This is a genomic window from Streptomyces capitiformicae, from assembly GCF_002214185.1.
In the GTDB taxonomy this organism is placed as follows: domain Bacteria; phylum Actinomycetota; class Actinomycetes; order Streptomycetales; family Streptomycetaceae; genus Streptomyces; species Streptomyces capitiformicae.
In genome coordinates this window covers 8,454,382-8,476,946 of the sequence record NZ_CP022161.1, presented here as the reverse complement: position 1 = coordinate 8,476,946, position 22,565 = coordinate 8,454,382, and the positions used below count along the sequence as shown (strand labels likewise).

The following is a 22,565-nucleotide window of genomic DNA, read 5'->3' as shown; positions in this document are numbered from 1 at the left end:
GGTCGGCGGACCGAGCCGACCAGGGGGACGAAGAGGACGAACTGAGGAGCCCAGCCCGGATGCGGAAGATACTCGTCGTCGGAGCCGGCCAGTCCGGGCTGCAACTGGCCCTCGGACTGCAGTCGCACGGGTACGAGGTCACGCTGATGTCCAACCGGACCCCCGACGAGATACGCACCGGCCGGATCATGTCCACGCAGTGCATGTTCGACTCGGCGCTGCGCCACGAGCGCGACCTCGGGCTGAACTTCTGGGAGTCCCAGGCCCCCAGGATCGAGGGCATCGGGGTCTCCGTCGCCGGCCCGGACAGGCAGCGCGCCGTGGACTGGGTGGGCCGGCTGGACGGGTACGCGCAGGCCGTCGACCAGCGGGTGAAGATGGCCGGCTGGCTGGAGACCTTCGCCCACCGTGGCGGCCAACTGGTCATCCACGGCGCCGCGGTCTCCGACCTCGACTACTTCTCCCGCATGTACGACCTCGTGGTCGTCTCGGCGGGCAAGGGTGAACTTGTGCGGATGTTCGATCGCGATGCCTCCCGCTCGCCCTACACCGAGCCGCAGCGCGCCCTCGCCGCCGTCTACGTCCACGGCCTCGGCCCCCGCCCCGAGCACCCCGACTTCGACGCGGCCCGCTGCAACCTCGTGCCCGGCGTCGGCGAACTCATCGTCCAGCCCGTCCTCACCACCTCCGGGCGCGCAGACGCCCTGTTCTGGCTGGGGCTGCCCGGCGGTCCGCTCGATGTGTTCGGCGGCGTCCGGGACGCCGGGCGGCATCTCGAACTGACCCTGGAACTCATGGAGCGGTACACCCCGTGGGAGTACGCGCGGGCCGGCGAGGTCGAGGTGACCGACGTGGGTGCGGCGTTGGCGGGCCGCTACACGCCGACCGTGCGGCACCCCTCCGCGCGGCTCCCCGGTGGCGGGCTGGTGCTGGGTGCCGGGGACGTGGTCGTGGCCAACGATCCGCTCACCGGGCAGGGGGCGAACTCGGCGACCAAGTGTGCGGCCGTGTACCTCGACGCGATCCTCGAACACGGGGAGAAGGAGTTCGACGAGGCGTGGATGGGGCGGACGTTCGAGCGGTTCTGGCAGATTGTGGGGCCGGTGACGAAGTGGACCAACACGATGTTGGCTCCGCCGGGTTCGCATGTGGTGGAGTTGATCGGGGTCGCGGAGAGGCTGCCGGTGGTGGCGAATCGGTTTGTCAACGGTTTCGACGACCCGGCGGATTTCGAGGGGTACTTCTATGAGGCGGAGAAGACTCGGGCGTACCTTTCGGAAGTTGCCGGGAGCTAGGGCGTGTTGCGAAAGTCCCGTCGTCCGCCCGGAGGGCGTGCCGGGCGGCGTCATGGGGGTCCCCCCGCTCGAGCGAAGCCGAGAGTGGGGGAGCGTGCTCTCGGCGTGCCGGGCGGAAGGCCCTGTGGATGGACTGGATGTACGTGGGCTTTCGCCCGGTGCGGCGGTGGGGGCCCCTCCCGCTCATGGGCGCCCCTCCCGCTCATGGGGGCCCCTCCCGCTTGAGCGAAGCCGAGAGTGGGGGAGAAGCCGAGAGTGGGGAGCGTGCCGGGCGTCGGGCGGCAGGTGGGACTTTCGCAACACGCCCTAGGCGCCGTTGGGGTGCTTCTTGGTTGCCGGGTGCGCCCCTTCAGGTTTCGTGCTGTCCCCTCTCGTTACAAGGAATCCGTGGCGTTGTAGCCCCTGTCTGAGCTCTCCTTGGCCGCTTTCGGGAGTCTTGGGGGCTTGAAGCGTTTAAGGGGTTTGGCTTTCGGGTCCGGGCGAACTGCGCCCAGAATCGGGTTGGCCGCGATGGGGGAGACCTTGATCTTGGTGCCGGGGCGGGGGGCCTGGATCACCTTGGCGTCGCCCAGGTACAGGGCTACGTGGGTGGCCTTGGGGAAGTAGACGACCAGGTCGCCGGGGCGCAGGCGGTTCAGGGGGACACGGGGGAGGCGGGACCACTGTTCCTGGCTGGTGCGGGGGATGGGGTGGCCCGCGTGGGACCAGGCCTGGGAGGTCAGGCCCGAGCAGTCATAGGCCTTCGGGCCCTCGGCGCCCCACTCGTACGGTTTGCCGATCTGGGCCACGGCGTAGCGCAGGGCCTTGGCGCCCGGGCCGGTCGGGGGGCGGGCGGAGCTGAGGGCGCCGGAGGTGACGAGGTTCTGCTGGGCCTCGGCGGTGGTGGCCTTCTCCAACTTCCGGACGCCTGCGAGTTGTTCGGCGGTGAGGGAGGCGAGGAGTTTCTCGACCTCGGCCAGGCGGGCGCGAACGGTGTCGTGTTTCTCCTTGCGGCGCTCGGTGAGGGTGAGTTGGCGGTCGAGGGCCGCGCGGGCCTTGCGGGCGAGGGCGTCGGTCTGCTTCTCGCTGCCGACCATGCGTTCCACGGTCAGGGCCCGTTCCCGGGCGACCTGTCCGATCACGTGGCCCTGCTCCATCGCGCGGTGCGGGTTGCGGGTGAGGAGCAGCCGTACGTACGGGGAGAGGTCGGTGCTGCTGTTCTGGTACTGCTGCCGGGCCAGCCGTCCGGCGGCGCCCCGGCTGTCGTACAGGGAGATACGGGCCGACGTGAGCTTCCGGTCGAGCTTCGCGACCTCGGCCCGCTGCTTGGCCAACTCCTCCTCGGTGGCGTTGTGGGCCTCGGTGGCCTCCTCGGCCTCGCGGTAGAGCCGCTGGAGGTCGGTGAGGAGGTCGGCGACCGAACGGTCCTCGGGGGCGGCGTCCGGGTCCGGGGCGTTGGGGGCGGCGTCCGGGTCCAGGGAGTCGAGGGCGGCGTCCGGGTCCAGGGAGTCGGGGGCCGTGTCGCTGGGCGCCGGTTCCGGGGCGCCCGGGGCGGCCGTTGCGGCGGCTGGGGTCGTCGTGAGGAGCGTGCCGGCCGCCAGGGTCGCGACCGCTGCCGTATATGTCCGGCGCAGAAGCCTTTCTGACACTTCATCACCTCCGGTGCGCAGGTGGGCCGTCCACCTCGCATCGGCAGCATCAGAGGAGCGCGGGGCGGGCGCGCGCCGGGGTGGACCGTCCGGCCCACGAGGGTCACTCGTCGTGGCGGTGCGGCTTCTCGGGCGGCGTGGCGGGTTGCCCCTCGCGGGTCCTGCGCGTGGACGACCAGGGCCACTTCAGGCGGCGGCCGGGGTCCGCGTCGGGGGCGTACTCGTACTTCCACAGCTGGTGCAGGAAACCGCCCCGGCCGGCGTCCACCCTCCGGTACACCAGCACGGTCGGCGGGCCGCCGGCCCGGTTCGGCACGGGGATCCGGTACGTCTTCGGCGGGTGCCCGGTGATGCCGAGCAGCACGGGCAGGACGCGCCCGTCCAGGGGCCCGCCCACGAAGGGGGTGTCTTGGCTCTTCACCGGACCAGTGTCACAGCAGGTGAGCCGCGTCGCCGACCAAGGACAGGACGCGGCGGGCCAGGGTGCCGACGGCGCCGTCGGAGGGCTCGATGGTGAGCGCGGCCCGGACGACTGCGGCGGTCTGGGGGTCGCGTCCGGCGGTCGCGGTGAGGCAGGCCACGAACTGTTCGACGAGCCAGTCGCGCAGCTCCGCCACGTCCGGCTGCTTGCCATCGTCCAGCCAGATGAGGGAGGCGGCCTCGACGGAGGTGATCCACATGCGGACGGTCATACGGAGCCTCAGGCCGGGTTCCGCGACCTCCAGGTGCCGGAGGATGTGGTCCGCCGCCGCCCGCCGTACCCCGTCCACGATGGCCGTCGCCCGCGAGGTCTCCACGACGCTGCCGCCCTGGAGGAGGGCGCTGAAACCGGTGTCGTGCTCGTCCACGAAGGCCAGGTAGCGGTCGAGGGCGCGGGTCAGCCGCAGGGTGAGGGGGCCCTCGGTCGGCTCGTCGAAGCAGTGCTCCAGCTCCTCGGCGGCCGAGCGGAGGGCGGCCTCGTAGAGCTGCTGCTTGCCGCCGGGGAAGTAGCGGTAGACGAGGGGGCGGGAGACTCCGGCCGCCTCCGCCACGTCGTCAAGGGAGACGTCCTCCGGGGCGTGGTGCGCGAACAGCTCCAGTGCGGCGTGCAGCAGCTGGCTGCGCCGCTCCTCGACGCTCAGTCGGCGGTACGCGCGGGTGGGGGCGTCGGACGTCATACCTGGCAGGGTAGTCGTGAGGCCGGGAGTTGCTTCGCCCCCGCCGCCCCTACCCGTCCCTCCCCCACTCTCGGCTTCTGCCCCACTCTCGGCTTCTCCCCCACTCGGCTTCGCTCGAGCGGGAGGGGCCCCCATGAGCGGGAGGGGCCCCATGAGCGGGAGGTGCCCCCACCCAGGGGCGCTGCCCCTTCGACCCCGATCTGCGGGTGGTTCGTGGTTGCTCGCGCAGTTCCCCGCGCCGCTGAAAGACACGGCCCCGCCCCACAACGCCGGCCTCCCGAGCTCTCCGGCCCTCCCGCGGCCTCCGCTTACGCCAGCAACCCCGACGACCTCCACATCCGCCGCCCCACACCCCGCAGCACCCCGATGTCGTCCAGGAAGTCCGTCAGCCGTTTCGCGCCGGTTTGCATGATGTCGCGGCGGTGGGTGCTGGCCCGGACCTGGGCGACGGCCTCGCGCTGGTCGAGGCCGACGTTCGGGTAGACCTCGGGGTTGATGAAGGCGACGGAGAAGACGCGGGCGAACTCGCCGGAGGTGACGCGGGTGAACTCGCGGGACCAGCGCGGGGCGGTCACCATCTGGCGGCGGAGCTCCTCGCGGGCGTAGCGGACATGCCGGGCCTCCTCCACCACATGGATGCGGGTCACGCCCCGGATCAGCGGCTGGACCCGCTCGTCGGGGAAGGTCAGCCGCTGCATCCAGTCGAGGATCTCCTCTCCGAGGAGGGTCGCCGTGAAGGAGCCGGGGGTCGTGGAGATCGTCTTGAAGACGCGGCCGAGGTTCTGGTGGAGGCGGCTCACCGGGTAGTACGGCGTCCCGCCCTTGCCGATGAGGCGGGCGAACATCTTCGAGTGCCGGCACTCGTCCTCGATCTCGGTGAGCGCGTAGCGCACATGCGCGCTGGTCGCGGCCCGGTCGTAGATGTGCCGTACGAGCAGCTGCATGAGGATGATCTCGAACCAGATGCCGAGCGAGGCCAGCGCCGCCGCCTCGTGCCGGGACAGGGCGATCCGCTGCTCCTCGGACATCCGCCGCCACATCGGCGTCCCGTACAGCGACACGAGCTCCGGCGGCCAGAACCACTTGCCCTCCTCGAAGGGCGCGTCCCAGTCCAGCTCCTTGTCCGGGTCGAAGGAGTGCTTCGCGGAGGAGGCGAGCAGTCGCTCGGCCACCTGCTCCCGGTCCTTGAGGAGCCCGAGCGCGTCGCGCAGCACCTCCGCCTCGGAGATCGAGGTCACCGTCGTCATGGCTCTGATCAGCTCCTGGTGCGGGTGCTTACCGGCGGTCACCGTTATGAGACTACTTGTCAGCAAGGCCGTCAATCCCCCGCGCACCACTTGTTGACGACCCGTCTACCCCATGTGACTGTGCGAGGTATGCCGACGCACGAGCTGTACGCCAAGGATCCGGGAGACCCGCTGTGGACAGTGCCCGCGAGCGGTGCGGCGCGGTTCAGCTGGGAGTACGACGACGGTCGCGAACGCCTGCTCGCCCTGTACCAGAAGGGCAAGGACAAGCAGTGGGACGGGCAGCGGCGCATCGACTGGGAGCTGGAGGTCGATCCGTACGACGCGCTCGGTACGCCCGACGAGTCGATGACCCTGTACGGAACGCCGTACTGGGCGAAGCTCACCGACCGCGACAAGGGCGAACTGCGCAAGCACTACGCGTCCTGGCAGTTCAGCCAGTTCCTGCACGGTGAGCAGGGGGCCATGGTCTGCGCGGCCCGGATCGTCGAGTCCGTTCCCGACCTCGACGCCAAGTTCTACTCCGCCACCCAGACCATGGACGAGGCCCGGCACGCCGAGATCTACGCCCGCTTCCTGCACGAGAAGATCGGGATGGTCTATCCGATCAACGACGACCTCCAGGCCCTCCTCGGCGACACCCTGCGGGACTCCCGCTGGGACATGCCGTACCTGGGCATGCAGGTGCTCATCGAAGGGCTCGCCCTCGCCGCCTTCGGCATGATCCGCGACACCACCGACAAGCCGCTGCCGAAGCAGATCCTCGCGTACGTCATGCAGGACGAGGCCCGGCACGTGGCCTTCGGCCGGATGGCTCTCAGGGACTACTACCGGCAGCTCACCGACGCCGAACTGCGCGAGCGCGAGGAGTTCGTCATCGAGGGCTGCTACCTGATGCGCGACCGGTTGCGTGGCATGGAGGTCCTGGAGAACTTCGGCATCCCGAAGGCGGAGGCCGAGGAGTTCAGCGAGCGCTCCGAGTTCCTCGCCCTCTTCCGCAAGCTCCTCTTCAGCCGCATCGTGCCCTGCGTCAAGGACATCGGCCTGTGGGGCAGACGGCTCCAGCAGGCCTACGTCGACATGGGCGTCCTGGAGCTGGGGGACGCCGGCCTCGACCTCCTCATGGCCCAGGACGAGGAGATCGCCGAGCGCTTGGACGCGGAGCGTTTCGCCGTGGAGGAACGGGAGCGGGTCGCGGAGGTGGGGGAGGCGATCGAGGCGGGGGCGGAGGGCTGATGCGGGCGTCAACGGCACGCCCGTCGATCACTCGGCGGAGCGGCGACGTCAGACCGAGCACCCCAGATCCTCCGGCACCGCGAACGACACCGGCTCCGCTCCCTGTGCCGGGAACGACGTCCGCAGTGTGAACGCGTACGGCGTAGGGCCGTTCGCGCGCAGATGCAGGAGGCGGGACTCCGCCTCCGCGACCGTCGGGCGGTGGCCGGCCGGAACCCACCACAGGACCACCATCGCCTCCTGGACGCGCTCGAACCACTCGCGGCGGCGGGCCAGCAACTCCCTGTGCTGCCCCTGGTACATGAACGCGGTCAGGGCGTTGGTGTCCCGCCACACCGACATGTTGATGACCAGCCACTCGTCGTTGAAGACGGGTACGTCCGTGGCGTTGCCGGAGTCGCTCTGGAGGCGCCAGACGAAGCCGTCCGAGCCGTCGGCGACGGCGTTCACCGGGTCCAGGGCGGCTACGAAGTCCTTCAACTGCGGGGAATCCAAGGGGGCTTTGAGACGGGCGATGTTCACCTGGGCCAGTTCGTACGCGGTGGAAGTCATGGACCGAACGATAGGTCGGTCGGGGGTGGGGATCACACCCCTTATCTCAGCTGGTGGTCGGTGGATTTCAGTACCGCCTCCATCACCTCCCGCGCGATCGGGGCCGCGTCGCCACCCCCGCTGATGTCACCCCTCACCGTTTCCGCGTCCTCCACCACCACCGCCACCGCCACCTGGGGTTCCATCGCGTCGTCGGACTGGGCCCAGCCGATGAACCAGGCGTAGGGGGTGCCGGAGTTGCCGATGCCGTGTTGGGCGGTGCCCGTTTTGCCGCCCACCGTGGCGTGGGGGATGGCGGCGTTGGTGCCGGTGCCGTCCTCGACCACCCCTCGCATCAGCTCGCGCAGGCGCATCGCGGTCCCCGGGTTCATGGCCTGGCCGAGGGTGCGGGTGCTCGTGGTGGCGACCGTGCGGCCGGCGGCCGTGGTCGTGCGCTCCACCAGGTACGGCGATCTGACAGCACCGCCGTTCGCGACGGCGGCCGTGACGATCGCCATCTGGAGCGGAGTGGCCCGGGTGTCGTACTGGCCGATCGAGGAGAGGGCGAGCTGGGCCCGGTCCATCTCGGTGTCGAAGTTGCTGGGGGAGACCGAGAACGGGATGCGCAGGTCCGCGTTGTTGAAGCCGAAGGCCCGCGCCGTGTCCTTCATGGCGCCCAGGCCCACGTCCACGCCCAGCTTCGCGAACACCGTGTTGCACGACCACTCGAAGGCATGGCGCAGGGAGGCGTTCTCGCAGCCCTCGACCTCGTTCGCGAGGGAGGTGGTGGTACCGGGGAGGGTGTACGGGGCGGGGGAGCGGGTCGGGGCGTCGAGGTCCGTGATCACCCCGGTGTCCAGTGCCGCCGCTGCCGTCACCACCTTGAAGGTCGAACCCGGCGGATACGTCTGCCGCACCGCCCGGTTGAGCATCGGCTTGCCCGCGTCCCCGTTGAGGCGTGCCCAGGCGTCCGTCACCGAGGGGCCGTTGCCGGACAGTACGCCGGGGTCGTACGACGGTCTGGAGACCAGCGCCAGGACGCGCCCGGTGGCCGGTTCGAGCGCCGCGACAGCGCCCCGGCGGGCGCCGAGGCCGAGGTAGGCCGCCTGTTGCGCCGCTGCGTCGATCGTGGTGACGACCTCGCCGCCGGCGTTGCGGTCGCGGGTGATGTCGTTCCACAGGGGGAGGAAGGACAGCAGTGGGTCGCTGCCGTCGAGGAGCGGGTCCTCGGCGTGCTCCAGCAGCGTCGTCCCGTACCGCTGCGAGGCGAAGCCCGTGACCGGGGCGTACAACGGGCCGTCCTGGTACGTCCGTTCGTAGCGGAGCTGCTCTCCCGTGTCCTTCGAGCCGGTGACCGGCCGGCCGTCGACCACGATGTCCCCGCGCGGCTGGGCCCAACGGGCGATCACCGGGCGGCGGTTGGCGGGGCTGTCGTCGTACGCCCGGGACGGGAAGACCTGCACGCGGGTGGCGTTGACGAGGAGGGCGACCAGGAGAAGGACGCACAGGGCGGCGGCGCGGCGGATGTACTTGGTCATGCGCCGGTCGCCTCCGGGCCGTCGTACTGGCGGCGGGCCGAGTCGCTCAGACGCATCAGCAGGGCCACGATGATCCAGTTGGTGACGACCGAGGAACCGCCCTGGGCGAGGAACGGCATCGCCATGCCGGTCAGGGGGATCAGCCCGGTGACACCGCCCGCGATCACGAAGACCTGCAACGCCACGATCGACGCGAGGCCGATGGCCAGCAGGCGGCCGAAGGGGTCACGCAGGGCCAGGCCGGTGCGGTAGCCGCGCTCCACCAGCAGGGCGTAGAGCAGGAAGATCGCGGAGAGCCCGGCGAGGCCCAGTTCCTCGCCCGCCGTGGCCAGGATGAAGTCCGACTTGGCGGCGAAGCCGATGAGGATGGAGTGGCCGAGGCCCAGACCGGTGCCGAGCAGGCCGCCGGCGGCGAACGCGAAGAGGGACTGGGCGAGTTGGTTCGGGCCCCGGCCCGCCTCGATCGACGCGAACGGATGCAGCCAGTCCTCGACCCTGCTGTGCACATGCGGTTCGAGCCAGCCGACGGCCACCGCGCCCACGCACGCCAGCAGCAGCCCCACCGCGATCCAGCCGGTGCGTCCCGTGGCGACGTACAGCAGGATCACGAACAGCCCGAAGAACAGCAGCGAGGTGCCCAGGTCCCGCTCCAGGACCAGCACCCCGACGCTCAGCAGCCAGATGGTGACGATCGGGCCGAGGACGCGCCCGGTGGGCAGTTGGAGGCGCTTGAACCTCCAGATCTGGCGCCCGGCGTACGCCAGCGCGTTGCGGTTGGCCGCCAGATAGCTGGCGAAGAACAGCGCGAGCAGCACCTTCGCGAACTCGCCCGGCTGGAGCGAGAATCCGGCGATCCGCACCCAGATGCGGGCCCCGTTGACCGGCGGGAAGAGGATCGGCAGCGCCAGCAGCACCAGCGCGGCCACCACCGAGACATACGCGTACCGCTGGAGCACCCGGTGGTCGCGCACCAGGGCCACGACCACGATGAACAACCCCACACCCAGCGTCGACCAGTTCAGCTGCGCGGGCGCCGCCTGGTCCGCCGGGGTCTGAAGATCCAGCCGGTGGATCAGCACCAGTCCGAGCCCGTTGAGGAGCACCGCGATCGGCAGCAGCAGCGGATCGGCGTACGGCGCCCGCAGCCGCACCGCGAGATGGGCCAGCAGCGCGAGCACGCCGAGCCCGGCGCCGTAATCGGCGGCGCCGGGCGGGAGGGTGCCGTACTTCGCCAGACCGACCGCGCAGTAGCCGTACACGGAGAGGAGAACGGCCACGACGAGGAGGGTGAACTCGACGCCTCTGCGCCGGGGGAGGCGTACGGCGGGCGGGGACGGTTCCGCGGGATCCGCCGCCAGGGTCGTTCCGGCCTTGGTGGTCATGTCCGGAACTTACCTAAAGGGGATGTCTTGTGGGCCTTGGTTCAGCGGCACCAGCGTGGCGTTTCCTTGGTGGTGATGTAGCGGGCCGGTCCCCAGGCCCAGCTGTGGTTCTTGAGCAGGTACCAGGTCGAGTTGCCGTCGACCTTCTGGCTCTTGATCTTGCAGTGGATCCAGACGTGCTCGCCGTAGGGGGCGACCCGGACGACCGAGCCGCCGCGGATCGGGGCGGTGCGCAGGACCAGCCCGCTACGGGCGGTTACCTGGCCCACGACGGCGCCGGCGGCGGCGCGCTCGTGCTGTCCGCTGTCTTCCCGGTCGTCGCCGATGGCGGGGGTCGTGACGGCGAGCGCCACGAGAGCGCCGCCGGCGGCAGCTATGCCGAAGCGCATGAGCAGAATCCGCAGGGACATTGAGGCTCCTCCAGGAAAAGGGGGCGAACGTGACTATTCGCCACGTTAGGAGTCGCCTGTCGGCCGCGCCCGCCGCAATGGGCCATCAGGGTGCGGTCAGTCCTCAGTCCTCAGTCACCGGCAGCCGCAGGACCGCCGACGCACCCCCGTCGGCGGCGTTCTCGAATTCCAGCCGGGCGCCCAGCACTTCCGCCTGCCCCGCCGCGATGGTCAGCCCCAGCCCGTGCCCCTTGGCGGAGCCCTCCGTCCGGAACCGCTGAGGCCCGTCCTTCACCAGGTACTCCGGATACCCGGCTCCGTGATCCCGCACCGTCACGACGGGCCCCTCCACGGTCAACACCACCGGAGGTCCCCCATGCTTGTGCGCGTTGGCCACCAGGTTCCCCAACACCCGCTCCAGCCGCCGCCGATCCGTCTCCACGCGCGCGTCCTCGACGACCCGGACCTCGGTGCGGGCCGCCCCACCGGCAACCGCTGCCGCGGCCACCCGCTCGGCCACCCGGCCCAGCCGCGTCTCCTCCAGTTCCAGCCGCTCGCTGCCCGTGTCCAGCCGCGAGATCTCCAGCAGATCCTCGGTCAGCGTGCGCAACGCGGCCACCCGGTCCCGCACCAGCTCGGTCGGCCGCCCCGGCGGCAGCAACTCCGCGGCCGCGTGCAACCCGGTCAACGGCGTACGCAACTCGTGCGCGACGTCCGCGGTGAACCGCTGCTCGCTGAGCAGCTTCCGCTGGAGCGTGGACGCCATGGTGTCGAGCGCGGCGGCCACCGCGGCCACCTCGTCCCAGTGCCGCGTCGGGTCCGTCGTACGGGGATCGTCGACCCGGGCGTCGAGGTCGCCCGCGCTGATCCGCCGGGCCACCTGGGAGGTCGTGCGCAGCCGCCGGGTGACGCCCGTGACGGTGAACGCGCCCACCGCCAGCGTCGCCCCGATGGCCAGCGCCGACGAGCCCAGGATGGCCTGGTCGAGGTTCTCGATCGTGGCCGCGCTCTGCGTGTAGTCGATCCGCACGGCGAGGGCTCGGCCGTCGGCGGGGGCGGCCGCCCACATCGTGGGGTACCCCTCCACGTCGCTGACCATCGTGCCCCGCTCCCCGCCCTCGGCCAGCTCGCGCAGCGCCCGCGGCAGTTCCGACGGATCGACCGCGGCGCCCGGCGGAAGCCGGTCCCCCGACTCGTACGCCTGGACCGCCTCGTCGAGCCGTGCGAGCGCTCGCGCGCGGGCCTCGTCGACGGTCTGGCCGGTGACGGAGACATGCACGAGCGCGCCGAGCAGCGCGGCCAGGGCGCAGCACATGACCGTGATGAAGGCCAGCGCCTTCCAGGTGAGCGTGGCGGTCCAGCGGCGCAGCCCGGGCCGTTTCGACGGGGGTCTCATGGCGGGGCCGACCGGGACGGGGCGTGCGAACCGGCCACGCGCAGGATCTCGTCGCGGGTGAGGAGCATCGACAACTGGTCCTTGTCCCAGGTCCACTGCGTGCGGTACTCGTAGCCGACGAGCCCCGCCGGGGAGCGGATGATGATGGAGCGTCCGACCAGTTCGACGGCTGTCACCCCGCTGTCGCTGGTGAGGACCTGCACCAGCTTGTCCTGCTGGAAGGTGTACATCCGTATGGCCGTCTGGTTGACGGGCAGCAGCCGGAATCCGAGCACCATGTCGTCGCGCCCGTCACCGGTGAGATCCCGATAGTAGGCCTTGAGGACGGGGCACTCGCCGCGGTCCCCACTCCTCTTCCGGCAGTCGGCCATGCGGCGGGTCGTCCCGTGGTACGGGGCCTGGGGGTCGGAGTACGCGTACGGCTGCGCGGCTATCTCGGCGCGGACGACCGCCACCGGGTCCACCTTGTGGATGTCGTTGCCGGGGGCCTTGATGCCCTTGACGACGCCCCTCTGGGCCTCGCCGTACTCGTACGGGGGGGAGGAGGCGGGTGGTTCCCCGGGCCACAGTCGGGTCGGGCCGCTCGCGGTGGGCGTCGCGCCCGCGCTCACCAGGCCCCCGGAGTCGCCGCAGCCCGACAGCAACAGGGCGACGGCCACGGCGGCCGCACGGCCGACGGCCGTGCGCGACGCGGGGCGGCTGGGGAACACGGGACTCCTGGGTACGGGACTGGGTACGCGATTGGGTACGGGACGGGCGCGAGGGCTTCCGGCGCCTCCCTCGGGTGGCTGGGATCCCGTACACCCTATTCGCGTGAAAGTCCGTTTTTCATACCACCCTCCGTGACGCACTCCCGTTACTCGGTGACCTCCTCCAACTCCTCCAGCAGGCGGACGGTGGGCAGCCCGGTGTGCAGATAGTCCACGAAGAGTTCGTTGTGCAGCGCGTACGGCGAGCGGCGGGTGCGGATCAGCCGGATCGCCTCCTCGGCGGAGTGGCCGTCGCGGATCAGCGCGTGCGCCACGACCAGACCGGACCGGTTGTAGCCGCTGTAGCAGCGGACGAGGACCTTCTTGCCGTCCTCCAGCGCGTCGCACGCGGCCTGCGCCAGTCGCATCACGCCGGCCAGCTGCGTACCGTCGAGCGGCCCGTCCGGGATCGGCCACACATGGTGCTCGACCCCGTCGTCGGGCCCGCACCCGGGCAGCCGAAGAAGGGTCAGTACGAGGTCGAACTCATCGCGTACGACGGCGAGTTCGACCTCTCCGGTGCCGTTCCGTCGCGCGTACTGGTGCCCGCCCATCCACAGTCCGGGCACCACCTCGCTCCACGGTTCGTCCGGAGCCGGAACATCGGATTGCTTGCGCGTCCGCAACGGCGGCCTCCCCATGGGGCCCTGGCCCCTGACGGCGGGTGGTCACCCCAAAGGTAACGGGGTTCTTGCCGATGGAGCACCCCGCCTGGTCCCATGGTCGTGGGGTGATGGTGTATGAGCGGACTGCGCGTCATACCGACCTGGCGCCATGGACAGGAGCGCTTGTACGTGTGCCGGACCGACGGGAGGCATGTGGCCTGGTACGACCGTGAGGCGGGCCGGGTGAACCTCCTGAGCGAGGAGCACGGCGAGGAAGTGCTCGCCGTCCTCGGCCCCTTCCTCACCGGCTCCGTCACGGTGGGCCCGCCGCCCGTGCCCACCGCCGCGGAGCTGGCCCTGCTGAGCCTTCACCCGGACGACGACCTGGCCCCCAACCGCCCCGGCGAGGCCCTCCTCGTCGCCCTCGACCGCGACCCCGGGCCGCCGCGCCGGCTGCGTCCCGATCCGCGCCGCCGTGCCCTGGCGGCGGAGCGGACGGTCGGGGAGGCGCTGGACCGGCTGGAGGGCGCGGGCTGGCACACCCTGCACTCGGTGCCGCTGCCCGGCGGGGACCGGATCCACCATCTCGTGATCGGACCCGGCGGCCTGTTCTGCGTGCGCTCCCTCTATGCCCGCAGGCAGCGCGTCAGGGTCGCCGACCCCATGGTCGCCGTCGGCCGCCACGAACCGCGCCCCCTGCTCCGCCGGCTCCGCGCCGACGCCGACCGCGCCTCCTACGCCCTGACCGCCGAGGTCCGCCCCGTCCTCGCCCTCACCGAGCCCGCCGACCTCGCCGTCCCCGCGCCCCTGCGGGAGGCCCGCGTCCTGAAGGACACCGACCTCCCGGAACTCGCCCGCATGGGCGGCGTACTCAAGGCGGCGGACGTGGAGGCCCTGCACGCGATGGCCCGCGACCGCCATACGTGGGCCCGGGTGTAGACCGGTCCGCCGGGTGGCTGACGCTCGCGGGGTCAGGGAAGTGGCTGTTCCGTCCAGATGGTTTTGCCTTCGGGGGTGTAGCGGGTGCCCCAGCGTTCGGTGAGCTGGGCCACGAGGAAGAGGCCGCGGCCGCCCTCGTCCTCGGTACGGGCCCGCCGCGGTCGCGGTGACGTGCCGCTGCCGTCAAAGACCTCGCAGATCAGCGCACGGTCGCGCAGGAGGCGGAGCTGGACGGGGCCGGTGGCGTGGCGGATGGCGTTGGTGACGAGCTCGCTGGCGACCAGTTCGGTGGTGAAGGCGAGGTCGTCCAGGCCCCACGCGGCCAGCTGTTCGGTGACCGCCATCCGGGCCCGGGAGACGACCGCCGGGTCGCTCGGCAGCTCCCACTGGGCGACCCGCCCCGGGCCGATCGCGTGCGTACGGGCGATCAGCAGGGCCACGTCGTCCTCCGGCCGGGCCGGGAGCAGGGCGTCGAGGACCACCTCGCAGGTCTCCTCCGGCGCCCGGCCCACGCAGCTCAGCGCGGTGCGGAGCTTGGCGAGACCGGTGTCGATGTCCCGGTGCCGGTCCTCTACCAGGCCGTCGGTGTAGAGGATGAGCTGGCTGCCCTCGGCCAGCTCCAGCTCGACCGTCTCGAAGGGCATGCCGCCGAGGCCGAGCGGCGGCCCCGAGGGCAGGTCGACGAAGTCCACCGTGCCGTCGGGGGTGACCACCGCGGGCAGCGGGTGCCCGGCGCGGGCGAGGGTGCAGTGCCGCGACACCGGGTCGTAGACGGCGTACAGACAGGTCGCGCCGATGATGCCGGAGTCCTGGTGGGTGTTCTCCACGGCCCAGCCCTCACCCCGGTCGAGGCGGCCGACCAGGTCGTCGAGGTGGGTGAGGAGGTCGTCCGGGGGCACGTCCAGGGAGCAGAAGTTGTGCACGGCGGTACGCAGCCGGCCCATGGTGGCGGCGGCGTGCAGGCCGTGGCCCACGACATCACCGACGACCAGCGCCACGCGGGCGCCGGACAGCGGGATGACGTCGAACCAGTCGCCGCCGACGCCCGCCTGCGCGGGCAGATAGCGGTACGCGACCTCGACGGCGTTCTGCTCCGACCTGCCTCGCGGCAGCAGGCTGCGTTGCAGGGTGAGCGCGGTGTTGTGCTCGCGGGTGTAGCGGCGGGCGTTGTCGATGCAGATCGCCGCGCGGCCGACCAGCTCATGGGCCAGCGACAAGTCGTCGTCCTCGAACGGGGCGGGCTGTTCGGAACGGTAGAAGCTGACGACGCCGAGGATGGTGCCGCGGGCCCGCAGCGGGACCGTGATCAGGGAGTGGATGCCCGCCGCGAGCGCCCGTTCGAGCCGCGCCGGATCCTGGGCGATCCAGCCGCCGGCCTCGGCGAGGACGGGTTCGAGCACCGGCCGGCCGTTCTCGAGGCTACGGGCCTGGGGGGTGCTCGGCACGTACTCGACCGGGTCGCCGACCTCGTACAGATGTGACTCCTGGTGCACGGCCCCCAGCGCGACCCGCCGCAACGACCTGCGCACCCCGAACGGCTCCGGTTCATCACCGCGCAGCACGGAGTCCGGCAGGTCCACGGCGGCGAAGTCGGCGAACCGCGGCACGGTCACCTCCGCGAGTTCCTCGGCGGTCCGCGTGACGTCCAGGGTCGTCCCCACCCGGACCCCGGCGTCGTGCAGCAACTCCAGCCGCCGCCGAGCCAGCACGGCCAGCCGCCCGACCCCGGCTTCACCGACGAGCAGCAGCCAGCCGTCGGCGGAGTCGGAGTCGGAGTCGCCGAGGGGGCCGCCGACGGTTCCGTACGGGGTGGTCCGGGGCGGCGCGGGCCGCGTCGGGAGGGGCTGGGCCTGTGGGGAGGGCGGTGCGAGCGTGTGCAGTACGACGGTGGGGGCGCTGCGGGGGCGGGGGGCGACTCCACCGCGACCGCACTCGCCGTTGTGGTCCGCGGTGACGCCGGTCCCGCCGCGGACGGTGTCGTCCGTCCCGGCGGCGGCGACGGCATCTGCCCGATCGGGGCCGATGGCGCCTGCTCGATCGGGGCCGATGGCGCCTGCTCGATCGGGGCCGATGGCGCCTGCTCGATCGGGGCCGACGGCGCCTGCTCGATCGGGGCCGACGGCATCTGCCCGATCAGGGCCGACACCGGCACTGGCGCCTGCCCCACCGGCGGCGTCGGCGCCGACCTCAGTTCCGTGTGGCGCAGCTGGGGCCCGCCCAGGACGCGGGCCTCGACCACCACGCCCAGCTCGCCCGCGGTGCCCATGACCGGGCGGCGCAGCAGCGTGGCGACGCGGCCGCCGGAGAGGGCGACCTCGTCGAGGGTGAGGTGCGGGGAGGCGATGAGTTCCTCGGCCTTCTCGCGGAGCACGGCCAGGTCGACGCGGCCGAGGCGCTCGCCGTCGTGGCCGTGCGGCCCGTGCTCCCCGGGCGGGACCTCGGGCTGGCGGGGCCACAGGGCGGGGCCGGGCGCGTCCCGGGCGGCCCGGCGGTACGCGGCGAGCAGCGCCCGCTCGCGCTCCGTGGCCTGCTCCAGCAGCCGGGCCTCGATGTCGTGGGCGGCCTCGCGGACGAGCCGCAGCATCGCGGGGTCGCCGTCGTCGCGCAGACAGGTGAGGTCGAGGATGGCCTCGATACGGCCGCTGAGCGGGTTGCGGACGGGCGCGCCGGCGCAGGCGAAGGGGGAGAGACAGTCGGCGAAGTGCTCGCGGCCGAGGATGTAGACGGGCCGCCGCTCGACCAGCGCGGTGCCGACGCCGTTGGTGCCCGCGGCCGCCTCGGAGGCGCAGAAGCCGGGGGCGAAGTTCACGTCGTCGAGGCGGGCCAGCAGCTGCCGGTCGCCGCCGTGCCGCTGGACCATACGGGCCTGCCCGTCGCAGAGCACGACGGTCATGCTCACATGCGCGAGGGAGGCGGTGAGCTGCGTGAGCACCGGGTCTGCCGCGTGGAGGAAGGGGTCCTCCATGGCGAGATCGGGTGCGTAGGGGATCAGCAGACGATGCGGTTCGAGCCCCGCGGAACGGCACCGCTTCCAGGAGTCGAGCACCGGGTCGCGGACATCCGAGTCGACCGGCGCACCGGCGAGGAAGCGCTCATGGGCATCGACGAGACCGCCGATGCTGTCCCAGGCGACGGACAACGGGATCACTTCCCTCGCCTGGAGGCGAACCCCGTCGCGCTCCGCCACCCGGCTCGCCCCCGGGGACGCCTGCCAAGCGCTTCAACCCTAGACCTCGCGTGAGTCGAATCACAACATCAGCCGCAGAAGGGTACGGGGGAGTACAAAGTCCCTGTATGGACGCCTGAAAATGGCTCCTGCGGCGGTGGGAATTCGGCTCCTCCACACTTGGGCGTCACGTCCAACGGGAACGGTCCTGTCGTCCCCCTCGTTCTTGTCACGCCTTGCCACCGCCGGTCCGGCCCCCGCCGGGCCGGCGGCGACACGGAAGGACGACGTGCCCCTTGTATCCGCTCCCGCTCGACGCGCCGCCCCCCGCGCGGCCCGCCGCCCCCGCCCCAGGCCCCTCGCGGCTCCCCCTCCCCGCCAGACTCCGGACCCACCTCCCCGCCCTCACCCCGGCCGCCGCCCGTAGGCTCCGCCTCGCCCTCAGCCTGCTGCCCCTGCTGCTGCTCGCGATATGGGCGGCGGTCGACTGGCACACGGTCTACACGGGCGCCGCCCGGCTGGCCTCCGCCCATCCCCTGTGGCTGCTGGCCGGTGCCTTCTTCACCGGCCTGTGCTCCGTGGCCTCCGCGTTCATACGCCAGGGCGCGGTGCCGGAGCGGCTCCCGCCGGGCCAGTTGCTCGCCACGCAGTTCGCCGCGGGCGCGGCCGGCCACGCGCTGCCGGGCAACATCGGCGCCCACGCGGTCGTCCTGCGTTTCCTGCGGGGCCGGGGCATACCCCTCGCCCGGTGCACCGCCTCGCTCGCCATGTACTCGGCGGTCAAACCGGTGGCCAAGACGCTGGTGATCCTCGCCTTCCTCGTCGCCTTCCCGGGCACGCTCCGCCTGACCGCACTCCTCCCGAAGGGCGAGACCCTCGCCCTGGCCGGCGCGATCACCGCCGTCAGCCTCGCCGCCGTGGTCACCCTGATCACCACCGTACGACCGTTGCGTCGGCCCCTGATCGGTGGCCTGCGCACCGCCTTCACCGACACCCGGCTCGTCCACAGCCGTCCCGTCCGCGCCTTCGCCCTCTGGGGCGGAGCCGCTGCCTTCCCCCTCTGCCAGGGGGCCGTTGTCGCCTCGGTCGGCTCCTCCCTCGACCTGCCGGTCTCCTGGATCCAGATGGTCTTCGCCTATCTGGTGGCCAGCACCGCGGCCGGCGCCGTACCCGCCCCGGGCGGCCTCGGCCCCGTGGACGCGGCCCTCGTCTTCACCCTCGTCGCCTTCGGCGCCCCCGCCACCCTCGCCACCACCACGGTCATCGGCTACCGCGTCCTCACGGTCTGGCTGCCACTGATCCCGGGCACGCTGGTCCTCTCGGCGCTGGTACGGGCCAAGGTGCTGTGAACCCGGGCGGTGGGCGTGGATGGGGGTCTGTTGAACGGGGAACTATTCCTGCGACAGGAGGCGTCGGGCGGGTGAGAGCCTGTGTCTGCCCCCCCGGCCGGATCAGCGCACGTCGTCTGGTGCGTGCGATCGCAAGGACCGGACGACGCGATCCCCCTCGACCTGGTCACCAAAGCCCCACGCCCCCTACCCACCGACGGCGACCTCGCTCTCAGCAACTCCTTCGGCTTCGGCGGCCACAACGCGGTCCTGGCCCTCCGCCGCACGGTCCAGGTGCGGTGACCCGCATGGGCGGGGGTCAGGCCGAGCGTTTGCGGCTTGGGGTCTTCTTCGCTGTGGTCTTCTTGGCCGTCGTCTTCTTCGCCGTCGACTTCTTCTCGGCCGACTTCTTCTCGGCTGTCTTCCCCGCGGTCGTCTTCTTCGCCGTCGACTTGGCCGTGGACTTCTTCGCGGCGGCCGAGGGGGCGGCCGTCTTCGTCGTCGCCGTGGACTTCTTGCCGGTGGGCTGTTTGGGGGTGGGCCGGGACCGCATGGGGGCGACTTCGGCGACTTCCTCGCCGCGGGACTCCTTGGCCTCGCGGACGCTCTTCTCCAGGGCCGCCATGAGGTCGAGCACCTTGCCGCCCGGCGCGGGGGCGGGGATGCTGGGGGGCTCCTCGCCGGAGGCCTTCGCGGCGATGAGTTCCTCGACTGCCTCCCGGTAGTCGTCGTGGAGCGATGCGAGGTCGACCTCGCCGAGGGTGTCCATGAGGGCGTCGGCGAGGTCGAGTTCCTTGTCGCGGACGGTGACGCCCGTGTCGGGGGCGACCCCCTCGGTCGTACGGATCTCGTCCGGCCACAGGAGCGCGTGCATGGCGAGTACGTCGTCCACCACCCGGAGCATGCCGAGCCGTTCACGCCCCCGTAGGGCGAACTTGCAGATGGCGACCTTCCCGCTGCGCTTGAGCGCCTCGCGGAGGAGGGTGTACGGCTTGGCGGCGGGAACACCGTTCGCGGCGAGATAGTACGCGGCGTCCACCTGGAGCGGGTCGACGCTCTCCGCCGGCACGAACCCCTCGATCTCGATGGTCTTGGCGGTCGGGATGGGCAGCGCGGCGAGGTCGTCGTCCGTGATCGGGATCATCGTGCCGTCCGCGTCCTCGTACGCCTTGCCGATCTCCCCCTGCGTCACCTCGCGGTCCTCCAGCTCGCACACCTTGCGGTAGCGGATGCGGCCGCCGTCCTCCAGATGGATCTGGCGGAACGAGACGGAGTGGCTCTCGGTGGCGTTGACCAGCTTGATCGGGATGCTGACCAGGCCGAACGAGATGGCGCCGTTCCATATGGATCGCACGAGCAGCACGCACCTTTCGGATCAGTCCGAGTCATCCACACGGTATCCCTTTCAGATGTTTTGTGCCGTTTTCATGCGATTCTCATCGCATGACGCCGATCACCGAGGTGGAGGGCCACCGGGTCGCCCTGTCCAATCTGGAGAAGGTCATCCATCCGGCGACCGGCTTCACCAAGGGCGAGCTGCTGCACTACTACGCCACGACCGCCGACGCCCTGCTGCCCCATCTGCACGACCGCCCGGTCTCCTTCCTGCGCTACCCGGACGGCCCGGACGGCCAGGTCTTCTTCGCCAAGAACGTGCCGCCCGGCACCCCCGACTGGGTCACGACCGCCGAGGTGAAGCGCATGGAGGGCCCGGCCCGGATGGTGCTGGTCCAGGATCTGGCGAGCCTGATGTGGGCCTCGAACCTCGTCACGGAGTTCCACACGCCCCAGTGGACCGCGTACTCCCCGGACGAGGCCGACCGGCTGGTCTTCGACCTGGATCCGGGGACGCCCGCGACGATCGTGGAGTGCTGCGAGGTCGCCTGCTGGCTGCGCGAGCGGCTCGCGGCGGACGGGATCGAGGCGTACGCGAAGACGTCCGGGTCGAAGGGGCTCCATCTGCTGGCGGCGGTGCGCGGGGCGCCCTCCGAACGGGTGACGGAGTACGCCAAGGAGCTGGCCGTGGAGGCGGAGAAGGCGATGCCCCGGCGCGTCGTGCACCGTATGACCCGCAGCCTGCGCCCCGGCAAGGTGTTCGTCGACTGGAGCCAGAACGCGGCACGCAAGACCACGGCCACCCCCTACACCCTGCGTGCCCGCCCCGAACCCACGGTCTCGGCCCCGGTGACCTGGGACGAGGTCGAGGGCTGCACATCCCCCGGCCAACTGGTGTTCCGGGCGCCGGACATCGCCCCCCGCCTCCAGGACTACGGCGACCTGCTGGCCCCCCTGCTCGACCGGGGCGCCGCCCATTCGCTGCCCTGACGCCCCGAAACCCTCCGAAGGGGTAACGCAAAACCTTCTGAAGCGGGCATCTCATGACAAAGTGCCTAAACGCAGGTTCGGAAGAGCCTGCTCGACAAAGGAGCAGCATGCACCCAGCACCACGGCCCCACCGGCCCCGCAGACCCCGACCTTCCCGCAGCACCCGCCGTACCCTCGCCGTCGGCCTCGCGGCCGCCACCCTCGCCGCCCTTCCCTGGGCGGCCGAGGCCACCCAGGACCGGACGTCGGCGGCGCCCTCGGCGCATCCGCACACACCGGGGTCCGAAGTGATCAGCGACTGGAGCAGCGTCGCCACCGCCGTGGTCGGCAAGGACGCCAAGCGCCCGACATCCGAGCCGTTCATCTTCTACGGCATCATGTCGACCGCCGTGTACAACGCGGTCGTGGGCATCGAGGGCCGCTACACCCCGTACAAGTGGCACCCCCGCGAGGCCCGCGGCCCCCGCCACGCCTCCTCCGAGGCCGCCGCCGCGACCGCCGCGCGCCGCGTCCTGCTGACCTACTTCCCCAAGTCGCGGAAACGGATCGACACCGCGTACGCCGCGTCGCTCGCGAAGATCCCCGACGGGCCTGCCGAGGACAAGGGCGTCCGCTTCGGCGAGCGGGCCGCCGCGCACATCGTCGAACTCCGGAAGGACGACGGGCGGGACGTCAAGATCGCGTTCGACAAGAAGCCCGCCCCCGGTGTCTGGCGACCCTCCCCGCCGAACAACGGCGTCTTCACCAACATCTGGCTGGGGAGGACGCGGCCGCTGGTCGCCGACTCGCCCGACCAGTTCATGCCGGCCCCGCCGCCCGCGCTGACCTCGAAGCAGTACGCCCGGGACCTCGCCGAGGTGAAGGCGGTGGGCGGGAAGAAGAGCAAGGTGCGGACCGCCTGGCAGACCGAGACCGCGCGCTTCTTCGCCGACTCGCTGCCGCAGCAGTTCCAGGCCGCCTACCGCGGCTACGCCACCCGGCACAAGCTGGACATCGTCGACGCGGCCCGCTTGTTCGCCGCCGCCGGCGCGGCCACCGCCGACGCGTCGATCACCACCTGGAACTCCAAGTACACCCACGCCCTGTGGCGCCCCATCACCGCGATCCGGCTGGCCGACACCGACGGCAACCCCGCCACCAAGCCCGACCGCACTTGGGAGTCACTGCTCAACACCCCGCCGTACCCGGAGTACATCGGCGGCCACTGCGCCAACGACGGGGCCGTCATGGCCGTACTCGACCGCCTCACCGGCGGCGACATCGACTTCCGCATCTCGTCGGCCGCAACGGACACCACCCGCACGTACACCAGCTCGGCCGACTTCAACCGCGACGTGATCAACGCCCGTGTCTGGGGCGGCGTCCACTTCCGCACCGCCGACATCGTCGGCAACCGAGTCGGCCGCGAAATCGGCGAATGGACCCTGGACCACTACTTCAAGCCGGTCGAATGACGGAGGGTGGGGGCTGACCTGGGGTTCGCCGGCGCTGAGCCGCACTGTCGCGATCCGGTCGACACCGGTTCGCATGCCGAGTGCGGCAGCGATCCGCTCCCAGGTCTGCCCATGGGCACGGGCCTGATCCTCCCGGCCGCCGCCGATATCGCGCCGGTGCTCGTCCCCTGGGCCGCGCTCGGCGGTGTCGCGTCGGCCGG

At 71.6% G+C, this 22,565-nt stretch carries 20 protein-coding genes and 1 pseudogene; 7 read left to right on the top strand and 14 right to left on the bottom strand.

What is annotated here, in order from left to right:
- Positions 1–59: 59 nt before the first annotated feature.
- Positions 60–1,295 carry a styrene monooxygenase/indole monooxygenase family protein gene (locus CES90_RS38120; RefSeq protein WP_189783949.1) on the top strand — a complete coding sequence of 412 codons (1,236 nt, stop codon included), beginning with the start codon at positions 60–62 and terminating at the stop codon, positions 1,293–1,295.
- Positions 1,296–1,669: 374 nt separating this feature from the next.
- Here the strand turns inward: CES90_RS38120 and CES90_RS38115 are convergent, their stop codons facing one another.
- The 4 genes from CES90_RS38115 to CES90_RS38100 all read right to left on the bottom strand — a co-directional run bounded on the left by CES90_RS38115 (position 1,670) and on the right by CES90_RS38100 (position 5,327).
- Positions 1,670–2,923, bottom strand: a complete 1,254-nt coding sequence (locus CES90_RS38115; protein ID WP_189783950.1) for a C40 family peptidase — start codon at positions 2,921–2,923, stop codon at positions 1,670–1,672.
- Positions 2,924–3,026: 103 nt separating this feature from the next.
- Positions 3,027–3,344 (bottom strand): hypothetical protein, encoded by a 318-nt coding sequence (locus CES90_RS38110; protein WP_189783951.1) that lies wholly within the window; start codon positions 3,342–3,344, stop codon positions 3,027–3,029.
- Positions 3,345–3,354: 10 nt separating this feature from the next.
- The gene (locus tag CES90_RS38105; protein WP_189783952.1) at positions 3,355–4,080 is read right to left on the bottom strand and encodes a TetR/AcrR family transcriptional regulator; all 726 of its coding nucleotides are present in this window, start codon (positions 4,078–4,080) and stop codon (positions 3,355–3,357) included.
- Positions 4,081–4,388: 308 nt separating this feature from the next.
- Complete coding sequence (locus tag CES90_RS38100; RefSeq protein ID WP_189784000.1) at positions 4,389–5,327, bottom strand: AurF N-oxygenase family protein; 939 nt, start codon at positions 5,325–5,327, stop codon at positions 4,389–4,391.
- Between the two features lie 129 nt (positions 5,328–5,456).
- Here CES90_RS38100 and CES90_RS38095 point away from each other — a divergent pair, with 129 nt between their 5' ends.
- Positions 5,457–6,563: a ferritin-like domain-containing protein gene (locus CES90_RS38095; RefSeq protein ID WP_189783953.1), complete on the top strand. Its 1,107-nt coding sequence runs from the start codon at positions 5,457–5,459 to the stop codon at positions 6,561–6,563.
- A 48-nt stretch (positions 6,564–6,611) separates the two neighbouring features.
- Here the strand turns inward: CES90_RS38095 and CES90_RS38090 are convergent, their stop codons facing one another.
- The 7 genes from CES90_RS38090 to CES90_RS38060 all read right to left on the bottom strand — a co-directional run bounded on the left by CES90_RS38090 (position 6,612) and on the right by CES90_RS38060 (position 13,189).
- Positions 6,612–7,115, bottom strand: coding sequence for a DUF3291 domain-containing protein (locus CES90_RS38090; protein ID WP_189783954.1), 504 nt, complete (start codon positions 7,113–7,115; stop codon positions 6,612–6,614).
- A 41-nt stretch (positions 7,116–7,156) separates the two neighbouring features.
- Positions 7,157–8,632 (bottom strand): peptidoglycan D,D-transpeptidase FtsI family protein, encoded by a 1,476-nt coding sequence (locus CES90_RS38085; protein WP_189783955.1) that lies wholly within the window; start codon positions 8,630–8,632, stop codon positions 7,157–7,159.
- Positions 8,629–10,014, bottom strand: coding sequence for an FtsW/RodA/SpoVE family cell cycle protein (locus CES90_RS38080; protein ID WP_189783956.1), 1,386 nt, complete (start codon positions 10,012–10,014; stop codon positions 8,629–8,631). The genes CES90_RS38085 and CES90_RS38080 overlap by 4 nt, the downstream gene beginning before the upstream one ends.
- A gap of 41 nt (positions 10,015–10,055) precedes the next feature.
- A complete protein-coding gene (locus CES90_RS38075; protein ID WP_189783957.1) occupies positions 10,056–10,424 on the bottom strand; it encodes an SH3 domain-containing protein in 369 nt (122 codons plus the stop codon).
- A 103-nt stretch (positions 10,425–10,527) separates the two neighbouring features.
- The gene (locus CES90_RS38070) at positions 10,528–11,799 is read right to left on the bottom strand and encodes a sensor histidine kinase (RefSeq protein ID WP_189783958.1); all 1,272 of its coding nucleotides are present in this window, start codon (positions 11,797–11,799) and stop codon (positions 10,528–10,530) included.
- On the bottom strand, positions 11,796–12,509 hold the full coding sequence (locus CES90_RS38065; RefSeq protein ID WP_189783959.1) for a hypothetical protein: 714 nt from the start codon (positions 12,507–12,509) through the stop codon (positions 11,796–11,798). Before CES90_RS38065 ends, CES90_RS38070 begins: the two co-directional genes overlap by 4 nt.
- Positions 12,510–12,655: 146 nt before the next feature.
- Positions 12,656–13,189: a protein-tyrosine phosphatase family protein gene (locus CES90_RS38060; RefSeq protein ID WP_189783960.1), complete on the bottom strand. Its 534-nt coding sequence runs from the start codon at positions 13,187–13,189 to the stop codon at positions 12,656–12,658.
- A 99-nt stretch (positions 13,190–13,288) separates the two neighbouring features.
- On the opposite strand from CES90_RS38060, the gene CES90_RS38055 reads away from it, so the two are divergent.
- On the top strand, positions 13,289–14,092 hold the full coding sequence (locus CES90_RS38055; protein ID WP_189783961.1) for a nuclease-related domain-containing protein: 804 nt from the start codon (positions 13,289–13,291) through the stop codon (positions 14,090–14,092).
- A 32-nt stretch (positions 14,093–14,124) separates the two neighbouring features.
- Here CES90_RS38055 and CES90_RS38050 read toward each other — a convergent pair whose 3' ends face one another.
- Complete coding sequence (locus tag CES90_RS38050) at positions 14,125–15,801, bottom strand: ATP-binding SpoIIE family protein phosphatase (RefSeq protein ID WP_408646625.1); 1,677 nt, start codon at positions 15,799–15,801, stop codon at positions 14,125–14,127.
- Positions 15,702–17,240, bottom strand: a complete 1,539-nt coding sequence (locus tag CES90_RS52160; protein ID WP_408646624.1) for a GAF domain-containing protein — start codon at positions 17,238–17,240, stop codon at positions 15,702–15,704. The genes CES90_RS38050 and CES90_RS52160 overlap by 100 nt, the downstream gene beginning before the upstream one ends.
- A gap of 314 nt (positions 17,241–17,554) precedes the next feature.
- Between CES90_RS52160 and CES90_RS38040 the strand changes: the two genes are divergently transcribed.
- Both CES90_RS38040 and CES90_RS38035 read left to right on the top strand, forming a co-directional pair.
- The gene (locus CES90_RS38040) at positions 17,555–18,607 is read left to right on the top strand and encodes a lysylphosphatidylglycerol synthase transmembrane domain-containing protein (protein ID WP_189783962.1); all 1,053 of its coding nucleotides are present in this window, start codon (positions 17,555–17,557) and stop codon (positions 18,605–18,607) included.
- Positions 18,608–18,748: 141 nt separating this feature from the next.
- A pseudogene (locus CES90_RS38035) lies at positions 18,749–18,889 on the top strand (beta-ketoacyl-ACP synthase); the annotation flags it as partial.
- 16 nt (positions 18,890–18,905) lie between these two features.
- On the opposite strand, the gene ku reads toward CES90_RS38035, so the two are convergent.
- Positions 18,906–19,940 carry a non-homologous end joining protein Ku gene (gene ku / locus CES90_RS38030; RefSeq protein WP_444545337.1) on the bottom strand — a complete coding sequence of 345 codons (1,035 nt, stop codon included), beginning with the start codon at positions 19,938–19,940 and terminating at the stop codon, positions 18,906–18,908.
- A gap of 89 nt (positions 19,941–20,029) precedes the next feature.
- Between ku and ligD the strand changes: the two genes are divergently transcribed.
- Positions 20,030–20,911 carry a non-homologous end-joining DNA ligase gene (gene ligD / locus CES90_RS38025; RefSeq protein WP_189783964.1) on the top strand — a complete coding sequence of 294 codons (882 nt, stop codon included), beginning with the start codon at positions 20,030–20,032 and terminating at the stop codon, positions 20,909–20,911.
- 107 nt (positions 20,912–21,018) lie between these two features.
- Complete coding sequence (locus CES90_RS38020) at positions 21,019–22,365, top strand: vanadium-dependent haloperoxidase (RefSeq protein ID WP_189783965.1); 1,347 nt, start codon at positions 21,019–21,021, stop codon at positions 22,363–22,365.
- Positions 22,366–22,565: the final 200 nt, after the last annotated feature.